Origin of the sequence: Pseudomonas sp. NPDC086251 (assembly GCF_044746405.1) — a bacterium.
GTDB lineage: Bacteria > Pseudomonadota > Gammaproteobacteria > Pseudomonadales > Pseudomonadaceae > Aquipseudomonas.
This window is the reverse complement of sequence record NZ_JBIVBY010000023.1, coordinates 78,906-92,798: the sequence shown is the minus strand read 5'-3', so window position 1 is coordinate 92,798 and position 13,893 is coordinate 78,906. Positions and strand designations below refer to the sequence as shown.

Annotated in this window: 10 protein-coding genes, 1 tRNA gene and 3 pseudogenes; 5 read left to right on the top strand and 9 right to left on the bottom strand. The window is 60.5% G+C overall.

All coding sequences use genetic code 11. From position 1 onward, the window contains the following. Positions 1 to 68 precede the first annotated feature (68 nt). Complete coding sequence (locus tag ACIPL2_RS24555; protein ID WP_401360631.1) at positions 69 to 878, bottom strand: AraC family transcriptional regulator; 810 nt, start codon at positions 876 to 878, stop codon at positions 69 to 71. A gap of 151 nt (positions 879 to 1,029) precedes the next feature. Here ACIPL2_RS24555 and ACIPL2_RS24550 point away from each other — a divergent pair, with 151 nt between their 5' ends. The 3 genes and pseudogenes from ACIPL2_RS24550 to ACIPL2_RS24540 form a co-directional block, all read left to right on the top strand. After that, positions 1,030 to 1,671 (top strand): LysE family translocator, encoded by a 642-nt coding sequence (locus ACIPL2_RS24550; RefSeq protein WP_401360629.1) that lies wholly within the window; start codon positions 1,030 to 1,032, stop codon positions 1,669 to 1,671. Positions 1,672 to 1,717: 46 nt separating this feature from the next. Beyond that, on the top strand, positions 1,718 to 2,812 hold the full coding sequence (ddlA, locus tag ACIPL2_RS24545) for a D-alanine--D-alanine ligase (protein WP_401360627.1): 1,095 nt from the start codon (positions 1,718 to 1,720) through the stop codon (positions 2,810 to 2,812). A 24-nt stretch (positions 2,813 to 2,836) separates the two neighbouring features. Next, a pseudogene (locus ACIPL2_RS24540) lies at positions 2,837 to 2,989 on the top strand (molybdopterin-binding protein); the annotation flags it as partial. Positions 2,990 to 3,050: 61 nt separating this feature from the next. Here ACIPL2_RS24540 and ACIPL2_RS24535 read toward each other — a convergent pair. Continuing rightward, positions 3,051 to 3,215 (bottom strand): annotated as a pseudogene (locus ACIPL2_RS24535) (transcriptional regulator); the annotation flags it as partial. Positions 3,216 to 3,403: 188 nt separating this feature from the next. Continuing rightward, entirely contained in the window at positions 3,404 to 5,236 is a 1,833-nt protein-coding gene (gene ggt / locus ACIPL2_RS24530; RefSeq protein ID WP_401360625.1) for a gamma-glutamyltransferase, read from the bottom strand. Positions 5,237 to 5,400: 164 nt separating this feature from the next. Between ggt and ACIPL2_RS24525 the strand changes: the two genes are divergently transcribed. After that, positions 5,401 to 6,510 carry a DUF2817 domain-containing protein gene (locus ACIPL2_RS24525; protein ID WP_401360623.1) on the top strand — a complete coding sequence of 370 codons (1,110 nt, stop codon included), beginning with the start codon at positions 5,401 to 5,403 and terminating at the stop codon, positions 6,508 to 6,510. 90 nt (positions 6,511 to 6,600) lie between these two features. Here ACIPL2_RS24525 and ACIPL2_RS24520 read toward each other — a convergent pair. After that, positions 6,601 to 6,677, bottom strand: a tRNA-Met gene (locus tag ACIPL2_RS24520). 116 nt (positions 6,678 to 6,793) lie between these two features. Next, the gene (locus ACIPL2_RS24515; RefSeq protein WP_401360621.1) at positions 6,794 to 8,851 is read right to left on the bottom strand and encodes a methyl-accepting chemotaxis protein; all 2,058 of its coding nucleotides are present in this window, start codon (positions 8,849 to 8,851) and stop codon (positions 6,794 to 6,796) included. Positions 8,852 to 9,183: 332 nt separating this feature from the next. Here ACIPL2_RS24515 and ACIPL2_RS24510 point away from each other — a divergent pair, with 332 nt between their 5' ends. Further along, positions 9,184 to 10,401 carry an MFS transporter gene (locus ACIPL2_RS24510; protein ID WP_401360619.1) on the top strand — a complete coding sequence of 406 codons (1,218 nt, stop codon included), beginning with the start codon at positions 9,184 to 9,186 and terminating at the stop codon, positions 10,399 to 10,401. Between the two features lie 185 nt (positions 10,402 to 10,586). On the opposite strand, the gene ychF is transcribed toward ACIPL2_RS24510, so the two are convergent. From ychF to ACIPL2_RS24490, 4 genes and pseudogenes are all read right to left on the bottom strand, one after another. Continuing rightward, on the bottom strand, positions 10,587 to 11,687 hold the full coding sequence (gene ychF, locus ACIPL2_RS24505) for a redox-regulated ATPase YchF (RefSeq protein ID WP_401360617.1): 1,101 nt from the start codon (positions 11,685 to 11,687) through the stop codon (positions 10,587 to 10,589). 22 nt (positions 11,688 to 11,709) lie between these two features. Then, positions 11,710 to 12,294: an aminoacyl-tRNA hydrolase gene (pth, locus tag ACIPL2_RS24500; RefSeq protein ID WP_008153430.1), complete on the bottom strand. Its 585-nt coding sequence runs from the start codon at positions 12,292 to 12,294 to the stop codon at positions 11,710 to 11,712. A gap of 169 nt (positions 12,295 to 12,463) precedes the next feature. Beyond that, positions 12,464 to 13,069, bottom strand: a complete 606-nt coding sequence (locus tag ACIPL2_RS24495) for a 50S ribosomal protein L25/general stress protein Ctc (protein WP_401360679.1) — start codon at positions 13,067 to 13,069, stop codon at positions 12,464 to 12,466. A 141-nt stretch (positions 13,070 to 13,210) separates the two neighbouring features. Then, a pseudogene (locus ACIPL2_RS24490) lies at positions 13,211 to 13,893 on the bottom strand (ribose-phosphate pyrophosphokinase); the annotation flags it as partial.

The window sequence follows — 13,893 nt, the reverse complement described above, 5'->3', positions numbered from 1 at the left end:
TCTCGTGGTTGATCGTCAATTCACGATAACCAGCGCATGAGCGTGCTTCTTGTACGATTGTGCGTGGCTCAGCGGCGGTGCATTTTCATCCAGCGAGCAGGCGTCAGACCGTAGGCTTTGCTGAATTGCCGGGTCATGTGGCTCTGATCGGTGAAACCGGCAATCAACGCGGCGCTGACCAGTGACTGGCCCTGAATCAGCAGCGAACGGACCAGGTCCAGGCGGCGCATGGTCAGGTATCGATACGGGCTGGTGCCGAATAACAGGCGAAAATCCCGCGACAGGCTCCAGCGATCCCGACCGCTGTGATGCGCCAGTTCGTCCAGGGTCACGGTGCGGTCCAGCGCGCTATGGATGTATTCCCGCGCGCGTTCGGCGGCCACGTAGTCGAAACTCGGGCGCGTCGCCGTCGCCCCGGAAACCGTGCTCAAGGCCTGCGCCAGATCGAACAGCGCATCCTGCTCTTCCAGTGGATCGAGGGGGCCATCCAGGCTTCGCAACAGCACGTCAGTGGCGGCGAACAACCGCGGGTCGGTCGACAGCCCGGTCTTGATGAACGGCAGCGGCTGCCCGCCGAGCATCTGCTGGATCAGCGCCGGCTGGATGTACATCATTCGGTACTGAAACCCGATCTCGGTGCCGGCCTCGCCATCGTGGACTTCGTCCGGGTGCAGCACCATGGTCCCGCCGGGCAGGCTGTGGCGCCAGCTGCCGCGATACTGAAAACTCTGCACGCCGGCCAGGGTTCGGCCGATGGCGTACGTGTCGTGGCGATGCAGGTCGTAGCCGTGGCCGGCAAAAAACGCCTCGAAACGCTGTAGCCCGCCGATGTCGGGCGCGCGGTGGAACCAGTCGATGGGCGGTGTGTACTTGGCCATGGTGTCGCTGTTTTGAGCTTGATGCAGAACACGTTAACCCAGTGATTCCCGTCTGTCTGCTGTCCGATGGAACCACCCGGCCGGTAGAAAAAAACGGGCTAATGTTGCAAGGTGTTGGATCTTCTCCCGAGCCACGAAGGCGACCCACAGTATGGATATGTTCCCTCTAAGCTACGCCGCTCCCTTGTTGTCATTGGCGCTGTTGTGGGCGGTAGCGGTGGTGACGCCGGGGCCGAATTTTTTCAACATTGCACAATTGGCGGCCAGCCAATCCAAGCGTCACGGCGTAGTGGCCGCGCTGGGTGTGGCGACCGGCACAGTGCTTTGGGGCCTTGCGGGCGGCCTGGGAATCAAGTCGCTGTTCAGCGCGGCGCCGACGCTCTACCTGGGCTTCAAGATTGCCGGTGGGTGTTACCTGATCTATCTGGGATTGAAGCAATTCAAGCGCAAACCGCCTTTGGTGGCGGGCGATAGCGCCTCGGTGGGCGGAGCGGGGCGCACGTTGTTGTCGGTGTATGGCCAGGGCTTCCTGGGCAACATGACCAACCCCAAGTCCGCACTGTTCGTCGCGACAATCTTCGCGACGGCCATGCCCGCTTCTGTGTCGCCGATGTTGCTGGCGCTGGCGGTGCTGACCATGGCGACCTTGTCCTTCAGTTGGTATTGCAGCGTGGCGCTGCTGTTTTCCAGCCGTCGGATGGCGGGGGTTTACGAGCGCTCGCGCAAATGGCTGGATCGCTTTGCCGGCAGTTGCTACCTGCTGTTCGGTGCACATCTGGTGGCCAGTCGCTGAGCGGCGTCCGGTCACTTCTTTCTCTGATCAACATTGAGGCCTGGTAATGAGCAAGCTGCGTGTGGGGATTATTTTTGGCGGGCGTTCGGCTGAGCACGAAGTGTCGCTGCAATCGGCGAAGAACATCGTCGACGCGCTGGACCGCTCGCGCTTCGAGCCGGTGTTGATCGGTATCGACAAGCAAGGCCACTGGCACCTCAACGACCCGTCGAACTTTCTGCTCAACCAGGAAAACCCGGCGCTGATCGCCCTCAACCAGTCCAACCGCGAACTGGCCGTCGTGCCGGGCAAGGCCAGTCAACAATTGGTGGAAACCTCCAGTCAGGAACTGCTGGGTCACGTCGATGTGATCTTCCCGATTGTCCACGGTACGCTGGGGGAAGACGGTTGCCTGCAAGGCCTGCTGCGCATGGCCGATTTGCCGTTCGTCGGCTCCGATGTGCTGGGTTCGGCTGTTTGCATGGACAAGGACATCAGCAAACGCCTGCTGCGTGATGCCGGACTGGCCGTCACGCCGTTCGTGACGCTGACCCGTGCCACGGCGGCGCGGACCGGATTCGCCGAGGTGAAAGCCAAACTTGGTCTGCCGCTGTTTATCAAACCGGCCAACCAGGGTTCTTCCGTGGGCGTGAGCAAGGCAACCGACGAAGCTGAATACACGGCGGCTGTTGCACTGGCCCTGGGGTTCGATGAGAAAGTGCTGGTCGAATCCGCCGTCAGCGGCCGCGAGATCGAATGCGCGGTGCTCGGCAACGAGGACGCCATCGCCAGCGGTTGCGGCGAAATCGTGGTGCGCAGCGGGTTCTATTCCTACGAGAGCAAGTACATCGACGACCAGGCGGCTGAAGTGGTGGTCCCGGCCAACATCAGCGTCGAAGCCAGCGAGCGCATTCGCGCCTTGGCCGTCGAGGCCTTCCAATTGCTAGGCTGCTCCGGGCTGGCGCGGGTCGACGTGTTCCTCACCGACAGCGGCGAAGTATTGATCAACGAAATCAATTCGCTGCCAGGCTTCACCCGTATCAGCATGTACCCCAAGCTCTGGCAGGCCGCCGGCATGACTTACAGCGAACTGGTCAGCCGCTTGATCGAGCTGGCGCTGGAGAAACACCAGGCGCGGCAGGCGCTGAAGATCTCGCGCTAGGTTGAATATCCGAGGTGACGGCTGGTGAACGCTGAAGTGGTGATCCAGCTCGATGGCGGCACCGAGGTCTATTCGATCGTGACCCGTGAGGCTGTTGCGGAACTGGGCCTGGCACCGGGGGTGACTGCGACGGCGGTGATCAAGGCGTCGCCTATTATTTTGGGTGTGCCGGCTTGAATTGAGTGGGCGGCTGTTACCGATCAAGCCTGCTTAGCGGGCTAGATCAGGTTATGCGCGGGTCCACTGGAAACTGCTTCGATTCATACGTTTCGATAAGCGCAATCATGATGTCGAAGTAATCACCGACAGGAGTGCCAGGCTCTGGTTCGTTGTCAAACAGCGCTGACACAATCTTGAGGGCTGCACGGTAGTCCTCATCGGCGTGAATTGGGCGAGTGCTCATGAGTGACTCCGTCTCGACCGAATCAGTGTCGATCGTTTCATATTGTTGGTGAATGCTGATCGACACTTTATAGAAGTAGCCGCCAATTGCGGGTAGGAAAGATCTGATCAAGCGGGACGATCAGTATTTATTAGCCATAAAAAAAGGCCTACCTCCCGGTAAGCCCTTTCTTTATTCCTACATACAACTCAATCCCCCAACGCTTCCCCCTCGCGCCGCGGATCCGCACCACCTTCCAACGAAGCCTTCCCCTGCGCATCCTTGACCCGAACAATCGCCTGGGTTCCGCTGGTCATGTCGATCTCGTTCACGCTGTGCCCTTTGTCCTTCAGCGCCTGAATCAGCGCCGGGCTGAATTGGCCCTGTTCCAGTTCGGTCGGGGCGTTGCGGCTGCCGAAGTTGGGCAGGTTGATTGCGGTTTGCGCGTCGAGGTTCCAGTCGAGCAGGCCGACGGTGGTTTTGGCGACGTATTCGATGATCTGCGAACCGCCGGGGGAACCGAGGGTGGCGAGGAATTCGCCGCTCTGGCGGTCGAAGATCAGGGTGGGCGCCATGGACGAGCGTGGGCGTTTGCCGGGTTCGACGCGGTTGGCGACTTTTTGCCCGTTCTCTTCGGGGATGAACGAAAAGTCGGTCATCTGGTTGTTGAGGAAAAAGCCCTGGACCATCAGGTGGGAGCCGAACGCCGATTCCACGGTGGTGGTCATCGACACGGCGCCGCCTTCGTCATCGACCGCCACCACTTGCGAGGTGGAGATACGCAGTGGCGAGCGGTCCGGCGCGTAGGCGACCTGAATGCCCGGCGGGGTCCCGGGTTTGGCCGTGCCCAGGCTGCGCTCACCGATCAGGGCGGCGCGGCTGGCCAGATAGGCCGGGTCCACCAGACCTTTGACGGGGACGGGCACGAAGTCGGTGTCGGCCACGTATTGCGCGCGGTCGGCGTAAGCCAGGCGTTCGGCCTCGGAGATCAGGTGCACGGCTTCAGGCGCCGGTTCGATCCCCGCGGGTGTGTTGGTTTTGAGCGGTTTCAACGGGGCCAGGGCAAAGCGTTTATCGCGGGTTTCCAAGGCTTCCAGCGTGCCGAGAATCTGCGCCACGGCGATCCCGCCCGACGACGGCGGCGGCATGCCGCACACCTGCCAGCGTTTGTAATCGGTGCACAGCGGCGCGCGTTCCTTGGCGCTGTAGCCTTTGAGGTCGTTCAGCGACAGGCTGCCGGGGTTGGCGTGGCCCTGAACCTTGGTGACAATTTCTTCGGCGATGGGGCCTTTGTACAACGCATCCGGCCCTTCCTTGGCGATGCGTTTCAACGCGCCAGCCAATGCCGGGTTTTTCAGTGGGGTGCCGGCCGCTTTCGGGCTGCCATCGGCATTCAGGAAATACGCGACCATCTCCGGCGAACGCCGCAGGGACGAATCTGCAGCGATCAACCGGTGCAGGCGCGGCGAGATGGCAAAGCCTTGTTCCGCGAGCTTGATGGCCGGCTCGAACAGTGTTGCCCATGGCAGGCGACCGTGTTTTTGATGGGCCAGTTCAAGCGCTCGCAATACCCCCGGCGTGCCCACCGAGCGACCACCGATCTGCGCTTGAGTGAACGGCATCGGTTGGCCATCGGCTTGCAGGAACAGCTTCTCGGTGGCGCCGGCCGGTGCGGTTTCGCGCCCATCGTAGGTGCGTACCGTCTTGCCATCCCAGAGCACGATCAACGCGCCACCGCCAATGCCCGAGGATTGCGGCTCGACCAGGGTCAGCACGGCCTGCATCGCAATCGCGGCATCAATCGCCGAACCGCCCTGACGCAGCATCTCCCGCCCGGCTTCGGCCGCCAGCGGGTTGGCGGCTGCGGCCATGTGTTTCGTCGCGTGCCGGGTCTGCAGGTCGGTGCGGTAACCCGAGGCGACTTCCGGTGCGACCGGCAACGTCGAAGAGGGCGGGGCGGTACACGCGGCGAGGGTCAATGCGGCAGCGATCAGCGACAGGGCTGACCGGCGATAGCGGCTCAAGTGGAAGGCTGAGAACACGCTGGGCACTCCATCCGTGGGAAAAGATCCTCGGACTTTATCGGCCGATAGGGTAGGACGCAAACCAGGTCCTGGGGCGACGACGCTTTTGCCCTTCATCAATGCGAGTATTTTCTGTAGGGTCGAGGGCATCAGACTGGCCAGAAGATCAACAAGAGGCAGACATGCAGACCGAGTTCCCCACCCAGCCGAGTTACCGCACTCAGCGTGAACAGTTTCTGGCGGCAGCAACCACGGCGGGCGCGACGCTGACCGAATACCCGCATCCGTTCAAAGGACCGTTCGGTGAGCCGCTGAGCACCGATGTGGCAGTGCTGGGCGATCCACGCGCCAAGCGGCTGCTGATAGCGCTGAGCGGCACTCACGGGGTCGAAGGCTTCTACGGCTCGGGGTGTCAGATCAAGTGGATGCAGGAACTGGGCAAGCGTTCACTGCCGGCCGATGTCGCGGTGGTGATGATCCACTTGATCAACCCGTGGGGCACGGCGTGGTTGCGTCGGGTCAACGAAGACAACATCGACCTGAACCGCAATCACCTGGACTTCGAACGTCCGCTGCCAGACAACCGGGCTTACGCCGCGCTGCATGAAATCTATGCCTGCACCGAGCTGCAAGGCCCCGAACGTGATCGCGCCGACGGTCTGCTCGACGAACAGATTCGCGCACACGGTTGGCCGGCGGTGATGTCGATTGTGGAGGGCGGTCAGCACAGCCATCCCGATGGCTTGTTTTATGGTGGACGGGCACCGAGCTGGTCGAACCGGACGCTGCACCAGATCATTCAGAAGCACGCCGCTCACGCCGACGTCGCGATGTGTTTCGACTTGCACACCGGCGCTGGCGAGTACGGTCATCCGATGTTGCTGAGCATCACCGAAGCGGCCTATCCGGCGCTGGAAGAGGCCCAGGCCATTTATGGTCCATGGCTCTACACCTTGCACACCGGCGCCAACACGCTGAGCGAAACCGGTGTGGCGGCAACGGCCACTGGCTACACCTCGCAGGCGTTGATCAATGCGTTGCCGCGTGTGCGGTTGATGCCATTCGTGATCGAGTGCGGGACGTATCCGGGGGCCGAGGTTCATCGTCATCTGCGCGATGATCATTGGCTGCATCTTCACGGCAATCCGAATGATTCGACGGGGCGTGGGATCAAACTGAATCTGCTCGAGCAGTTCTATCCCGCCGACAGCGACTGGCAGGCGATGGTCTGGTTGCGCACCTGGCAGATTTGGGAGCGGGGCTTGTCCGCGTTGGCAACGCTTCGGGCCTGATACGAATCAAGTGCTTGCCGCGTTGCGCAGCAGCACTTTTCTCGAGGCATAAAAAAACGGCCTACCTTTCGGTAAGCCGTTTTTAGTACTTGGTGGCTACACAGGGACTTGAACCCCGGACCCCAGCATTATGAATGCTATGCTCTAACCAACTGAGCTATGTAGCCAAGTGGCGCGCATTATTGGCTCGTAACGATGATGTGTCAAGCGTAAATCTAAAATATTTCTCTACGCTTTCAACCGCTTATCCACCTGACCCGAAAAAACGGGGCCGGGGAGGGCATCAACTGAGCTGAAATCTCCCGGTATTGGCACTCAAGGCCTTGCTGCCCTGGCTCAAGGTGTCTGCCGCGAGGTTCACCGCCCGCGCGCCTTCGAGCAAGCGTACCGCTGCCTGATCGACCTGCTGGATGTTGCCGCTGACCTCGTCAGCGGTGGTCGCTTGCTCGTCCACGGCGGTGGCGATCTGCGCCAAGGTGTCGGTGACGCTCTGCACGGCACTGGCAATTTCCCCCAGCCGTTCGCCGAGACCCGTGACGGCGTGTGCGTCGGATTGCGCCTGGCCACAGGCGGCTTCCATCAGGCTCACCGCTTCATTCACCGTGCTGCGCAGGCTGTCGACCGTGCCGGCGATTTGCGCGGTAGAGGACTGGGTGCGTTGCGACAGGCTGCGCACTTCGTCGGCCACCACCGCAAAGCCGCGACCTTGTTCGCCCGCGCGAGCCGCTTCAATGGCGGCATTGAGCGCCAACAGGTTGGTTTGTTCGGCCACCCCACGAATGGTGTCCACCACCAGTTGAATCTGCTGCCCTTGTTCGCTGACCCGGCCGAGCGCTGCAGCGGTCTCGTTCAAGCGCTGATTGAGTTGCTGGATGCTCGCTGTCGTGTGCTGACTGTCACGGCTGCTGTCGGCCGCGATGCGCTGGGTGTGCTGAGCGCTGCCGGACGCTTGTTCGCAGCTCTGGGCGACCCCTTGCGAGGTCGCGGCCAATTGCGTGGCCGCAGCGGCGATCTGGCTGATCTGCAACTGCTGCGCCTCGACTTCCCCGAGGGCGCCGCTGGAGTGATGGTTGAGCGTACGCACCGCGTTGCTCAGTTGCAGGGTTTCGTGATCGACCCCCAGCAGGCTGTTGCGCAGTTGCACCACGGCGATGTTGAGGGCGGTGCTGATGGCGGCCAGTTCGTCGCGGCCCTGCACCGGCACTTGCAGGCTCAGGTTGCCGTCGCGCAATGCTTCGGCCAACACGGTGATGCCGCTGGCGCTGCGACGGATCGAAGCCTGCAAACAGATGAACAGGTACAGCGCGGCCAGGAGCAGGCAGCCAAAGATCGTCGCCACCAGGATGAACTGGCGAATCGCTGAACCATGGTAGTAATCCAGACGCTGATCCAGCGACACCAACGACTGCTGGCGCAGCGAGGCGAGGTCGGTGAGCAGGGTGTCGAGGCTGCGTTCGAACTCTTCCGGCTTGAGCTTGATGCTGCCGCCGAACACGCCGTCATCAAGCGTTTTCAGCTCGGCGTCGAGGTGCGTGAGGCTGTCGTGGTATTGCCCGGCCCAGGCTTGCAAGGCGCTGGGCAGGCGCGCTTCGAGCAAACTGGCGGTTTTCACCAACTGCTCCCGGGCATCGCCGATGCGGCTGCGCAGATCGCGCAATTGCAGGCGGCTTTGCAGGGTGAACTGCCCGGACACCACCGACGCCTGGCCGACGCTGGCCAGACGACCGACCCGTTCGATCAGGTCCGGCGCGTGCTGCGTGGAGATCTGCGTCAGCAACCAGGTTTCCAGCCACGGCGCGAGCGTCAGGCGATTGTCCATGGCGATCTGCTCGCGCAAGGCTTGCAGGGCGCTCAGGGCATTGGTGAAACGATCATAACCATCCGGCCACCAGCCGACGCTGTTCAGGCTTTTTGAATCCAGGCCGTTGAGAGCCGTTTGCAGGACTTGAAAACGGGCCAGGGTTTCACCCTCGGCGCCTTCGGTTTTCAAGGCGTTGCCGAGGTCCGTGGCGGCTTGGGCGACGGCGGGCTGCACCGCATCGAATGCGGCCATTGCGGCAAGCGTGGCCGGTGTCGGTTGGCGATTGGTTTCCGTGGCACGCCAGCGGGCAGCGCGGTCACGCTGGGCGGCGAGCAGGTTATCGAGCGCATCAAGGGCGAGCAGCTGACGAACCCCGGCACGCTCGCCGGAGATCAGGTTCAGTTTGTCGCGATAGTCCTGACCGATCATCAACAGGCTGCCTGCCAGCGGCAGGATGAACAGCAGAAACAACAGCTGAAATTTGCGTGCGAAGCCGAATCGCCCCAGCAGCCCGATCCCCGGTGATAAAAAAGCCTGCATGCCCCATGACTCCTGTAGACACCACGCACCATTGGCGTGCGTCGAGGTCATTGCGACCGCGACTTGTGCCCCTTTAAAAGGCCTCGAAAGTTCACCCTCGCCAGCTCTGTAGGCCGACTCTGTGGCGAAACTTCCCATTCTCGGTCCCCTTTGTAAGGGGCCGCGTTGAAGCGGATTAACAAGGCAAGATTCAGACCATGGCGTTGCGCTATCACCGATTCCGCGATGAAAAACGAGGTCGTTAGCAGGCTAAGGGGATGGCGCTGTTGCACTGAAAAATGGCACATTGACGCACCTGCCCCTGTGCACCCATCTGTTGTACGGAAACTCCTATGGCTATCAGCAACGCCCAAGCCGGCATCGCGTCGGCGTCCGCGACCTCACAAAGCAGCCCGTTGGTCATGCGCATCATCGGCGCGGTGGCGCTGGCGCATTTGATCAACGACCTGATTCAGTCGGTGCTGCCGTCGATTTATCCGATGCTCAAGGCCAATTACGGCCTGACATTCACCCAGGTCGGATTGATCACCCTGACGTTCCAGCTAACGGCCTCGCTGTTGCAGCCATGGGTCGGCTACTACACCGATCGCCACCCAAAACCCTGGCTGCTACCGGCCGGGACGGTCTGCACGTTGATCGGTATCTTGATGATGTCGGTGGTCGGCACCTTCCCGATGATTCTGCTGGCAGCGGGGTTGATCGGTATCGGCTCCTCGACCTTCCACCCGGAAGCTTCGCGCGTGGCGCGACTGGCTTCGGGCGGGCGATTCGGCCTGGCGCAATCGACCTTTCAGGTCGGCGGTAATGCGGGTTCGGCTTTCGGTCCGTTGCTGGCGGCGGCGATCATCATTCCCTACGGTCAGGGCCATGTTGCATGGTTCGGGCTGTTCGCGGTGTTTGCGCTGTTCGTGCTCTATCGGATCAGCCGCTGGTACGCCAATCACTTGAGCCTGTTCAAGCTCAAGCAAGGTCAGGCGGCGACGCATGGCTTGTCGAAGAACCGCGTCATCAGTGCGCTGGTGGTCTTGGGTTTGCTGGTGTTTTCCAAGTATTTCTACATGTCCAGCCTCACCAGCTACTTCACCTTCTACTTGATCGAGAAGTTCGACCTGTCGGTGGCGAGTTCGCAGTTGCACCTGTTCCTGTTTCTTGGCGCGGTAGCGGCGGGGACCTTCTTCGGTGGGCCGATCGGCGACAAGATCGGGCGTAAGGCGGTGATCTGGTTTTCGATCCTCGGTGTCGCGCCGTTCACGCTGCTCCTGCCTCATGTCGACCTGTTCTGGACGAGTATTCTCAGCGTGGTCATCGGCTTCATCCTGGCCTCGGCGTTCTCGGCCATCGTGGTGTATGCGCAGGAATTGGTACCGGGTAATGTCGGGATGATTGCCGGGGTATTCTTTGGTTTGATGTTCGGTTTCGGCGGGATTGGCGCGGCGTTGCTCGGTCATCTGGCGGACATTCACGGCATCGAGTACGTGTACTTCCTGTGTTCGTTCCTGCCGCTGTTCGGTGTGCTGGCGATCTTCCTGCCACGCACCAAAAAAGCCTGACCCCCACAAATCGAATGTGGGAGCGGGCTTGCTCGCGAAGGCGCCGTGTCAGTCAACATTAATGCAGCTGACACACCGCTTTCGCGAGCAAGCCCGCTCCCACATTGGTTCGGTGGTGTGGTGGAGGAATATTTCAGGCACAAAAAAGCCGCGTATCAAACGCGGCTTTTTCGTGAACAAATGTTTTACACGTTGAAACGGAAGTGCATCACGTCGCCGTCTTTAACGATGTAGTCCTTGCCTTCCAGGCGCCATTTACCGGCTTCTTTGGTGCCGGCTTCGCCCTTGTACTGGATGAAGTCGTCGTAGGCGATGACTTCGGCGCGGATGAAGCCTTTTTCGAAGTCGGTGTGGATCACGCCAGCGGCTTGTGGCGCGGTGGCACCGACGCGGACGGTCCAGGCGCGGACTTCTTCGACACCGGCGGTGAAGTAGGTCTGCAGGTGCAGCATTTCGTAACCGGCGCGGATCACGCGGTTCAGGCCAGGCTCTTCCAGGCCCAGGGCTTCGAGGAACATGTCTTTCTCTTCGCCGTCTTCCAGCTCGGCGATTTCGGCTTCGATCTTGTTGCAGACCGGAACCACCATGGCGCCTTCTTCTTCGGCGATGGCCTTGACGATGTCCAGCAGCGGGTTGTTCTCGAAACCGTCTTCAGCGACGTTGGCGATGTACATGACCGGCTTGGTGGTCAGCAGGTGGAAACCACGAATCACTGCCTTGTCGTCGGCACCCATGGACTTCATCAGGGTGCGCGCAGGCTTGCCGAGGGTGAAGTGAGCGATCAATTGCTCGAGCAGGGCTTTTTGGACCACGGCGTCCTTGTCACCACCCTTGGCGTTACGCGCGACTTTCTGCAGTTGCTTCTCGCAGCTGTCGAGGTCGGCGAAGATCAGTTCCAGGTCGATGATTTCGATGTCGCGTTTCGGGTCGACGCTGTTGGAGACGTGAATCACGTTCTCGTCTTCGAAGCAGCGGACCACGTGGGCGATGGCATCGGTTTCACGGATGTTGGCGAGGAATTTGTTGCCCAGGCCTTCACCTTTCGAGGCGCCGGCCACCAGGCCAGCGATGTCGACGAATTCCATGGTGGTCGGCAGGATGCGCTTTGGATTGACGATGGCCGCCAGGGCTTCCAGGCGCGGATCCGGCATCGGCACGATACCGGTGTTCGGCTCGATGGTGCAGAAGGGGAAGTTCTCGGCCGCGATCCCGGATTTGGTCAGGGCGTTGAATAGGGTGGACTTGCCGACGTTAGGCAGGCCGACGATGCCGCAATTGAATCCCATGGTGTTTTCCCCGAGGAGTGAGTCAGGCCTTCTGGCTGTGCAGGTTTTTCATCGCGCGGTTCCATTCCCCGGCGAGGATATCCGGCAGCACGCCGAGGGCAAAATCGATGCTGGCATCGAGTTTTTCCTGTTCGGCGCGTGGCGCACGACCCAGGACGAAATTTGAAACCATACTGGCAACGCCCGGGTGGCCAATGCCAAGCCGCAAGCGGTGAAAGGTATTCTGATTGCCCAGTTGCGCAATGATGTCGCGCAACCCGTTGTGCCCGCCATGGCCGCCGCCCTGTTTGAGCTTGGCGACACCGGGTGGCAGGTCGAGTTCGTCGTGCGCCACGAGGATTTCTTCAGGCGTGATGCGGAAGAAGCCGGCGAGTGCCGCGACGGCCTGGCCGCTGCGGTTCATGTACGTGGTGGGAATCAGCAGACGAACATCCTGACCCTGATGCGAATAGCGCCCGGTCAGGCCGAAATACTTGCGATCCGCCACAAGGTTTACGCCTTGTGCGTTCGCGATGCGCTCAACAAAAAGGGCCCCTGCGTTATGCCGGGTCTGTTCGTATTCAGCGCCTGGATTTCCCAGGCCAACGATCAGTTTGATGGCGGTCACGATAGGGGCCCTTCCTTGGAGTGGTGGATAACATCGCCGCAATCAGGGAGTGCGGCGAAAGTGGACGACAAGTGCTCATTTACCATTATGTAAACTCCGCGTTCTCGCCCGCTTTCTCGCTACTCTCTAGTCCGCGATGTTTCCGGTCACTCCGGCGAACAGAGTGAAATTACTCTGCTGCGCCTTCTTCGGTAGTCGCTTCTGGAGCAACACGTGGAGCGTGGACGTTGGCAACAGCCTTGTCATCGCCGTGTGCCAGAGCAACGAACTCAACGCCTTTAGGGGCTTTGAGGTCGGACAAGTGAATGATCGAGCCGATTTCGGCGTCAGCCAGGTCGACTTCGATGAATTCAGGCAGGTCTTTTGGCAGGCAGGTCACTTCGATTTCCGAAACAACGTGCGAAACTTCGCCGCCTTTCTTGATCGGAGCTTCTTCGCCAACAAAGTGTACAGGCACGATAGCGGTCAGTTTCTGGCCAGCTACAACGCGTACGAAGTCAGCGTGCATCACGTGGCCTTTAGCCGGGTGACGCTGCAGCGCTTTGATGATGACGTTCTGCTTGGTGCCGCCAACGTTCAGCTCGATGATGTGGCTGTAAGCCGCTTCGTTTTCGAGCAGTTTGGCAACTTCTTTAGCCAGCATGCTGATGGATTCAGGGGCTTTTTCGCCACCGTAAACTACAGCAGGTACCAGGCTTGCGAGACGACGCAGGCGGCGGCTCGCACCTTTCCCCAGGTCGGAACGCACTTCAGCATTCAGAGTAAAATCGTTCATGTTGTATCTCCAAAATAACCACATTCGCCCCAGCGTTTGCGACCAGCGCTAAAGGCGATATGGGCAAAAAAGCCCCGCCCCGACAGGAATGCCGGGGCGGGGCGCTTTTCGTCAACGAGAGGATCGAGAAGGGCAGGGCCCTTAACGGAACATCGCGCTGATCGATTCTTCATTGCTGATGCGGCGGACCGCTTCGGCAACGACCGGCGCGATATCCAGTTGACGGATACGCGAGCAGGCTTGAGCAGCAGCGGACAACGGGATGGTGTTAGTCACCACCAGTTCGTCCAGCATGGAATTTTCAATGTTTTCGATCGCCCGACCGGACAGCACAGGGTGTGTGCAGTAGGCGAAAACCTTGGCAGCGCCATGCTCTTTCAGGGCCTTGGCCGCATGGCACAGGGTGCCGGCGGTATCGACCATGTCATCGACCAGAATACAGGTACGCCCTTCGACATCACCGATGATATGCATCACTTCAGAGTGATTGGCTTTCTCACGGCGTTTGTCGATGATCCCGAGGTCCACGCCCAGGGATTTGGCAACAGCACGTGCACGCACGACGCCACCAATGTCCGGGGACACGATCATCAGGTTTTCGAAGCGCTGATCTTCAATGTCATCCACCAATACCGGGGAGCCGTAGATGTTATCTACCGGAATATCGAAGAAACCCTGGATTTGGTCAGCATGCAGATCAACCGTGAGAACACGGTCGATGCCGACTACGGTAAGCATGTCAGCAACGACTTTCGCGCTGATAGCCACACGTGCGGAACGCGGACGGGGATCCTGACGGGCATAACCAAAGTAAGGGCTATCAG

Excerpts from the sequence above, each read along its gene's own strand:
- ACIPL2_RS24555 (WP_401360631.1), bottom strand. The coding sequence starts at position 878 with ATGGCCAAGTACACACCGCCCATCGACTGGTTCCACCGCGCGCCCGAC.
- ACIPL2_RS24550 (WP_401360629.1), top strand. The coding sequence starts at position 1,030 with ATGGATATGTTCCCTCTAAGCTACGCCGCTCCCTTGTTGTCATTGGCG.
- ddlA (WP_401360627.1), top strand. The coding sequence starts at position 1,718 with ATGAGCAAGCTGCGTGTGGGGATTATTTTTGGCGGGCGTTCGGCTGAG.
- ACIPL2_RS24525 (WP_401360623.1), top strand. The coding sequence starts at position 5,401 with ATGCAGACCGAGTTCCCCACCCAGCCGAGTTACCGCACTCAGCGTGAA.
- ACIPL2_RS24515 (WP_401360621.1), bottom strand. The coding sequence starts at position 8,851 with ATGCAGGCTTTTTTATCACCGGGGATCGGGCTGCTGGGGCGATTCGGC.
- ACIPL2_RS24510 (WP_401360619.1), top strand. The coding sequence starts at position 9,184 with ATGGCTATCAGCAACGCCCAAGCCGGCATCGCGTCGGCGTCCGCGACC.
- ychF (WP_401360617.1), bottom strand. The coding sequence starts at position 11,687 with ATGGGATTCAATTGCGGCATCGTCGGCCTGCCTAACGTCGGCAAGTCC.
- ACIPL2_RS24495 (WP_401360679.1), bottom strand. The coding sequence starts at position 13,069 with ATGAACGATTTTACTCTGAATGCTGAAGTGCGTTCCGACCTGGGGAAA.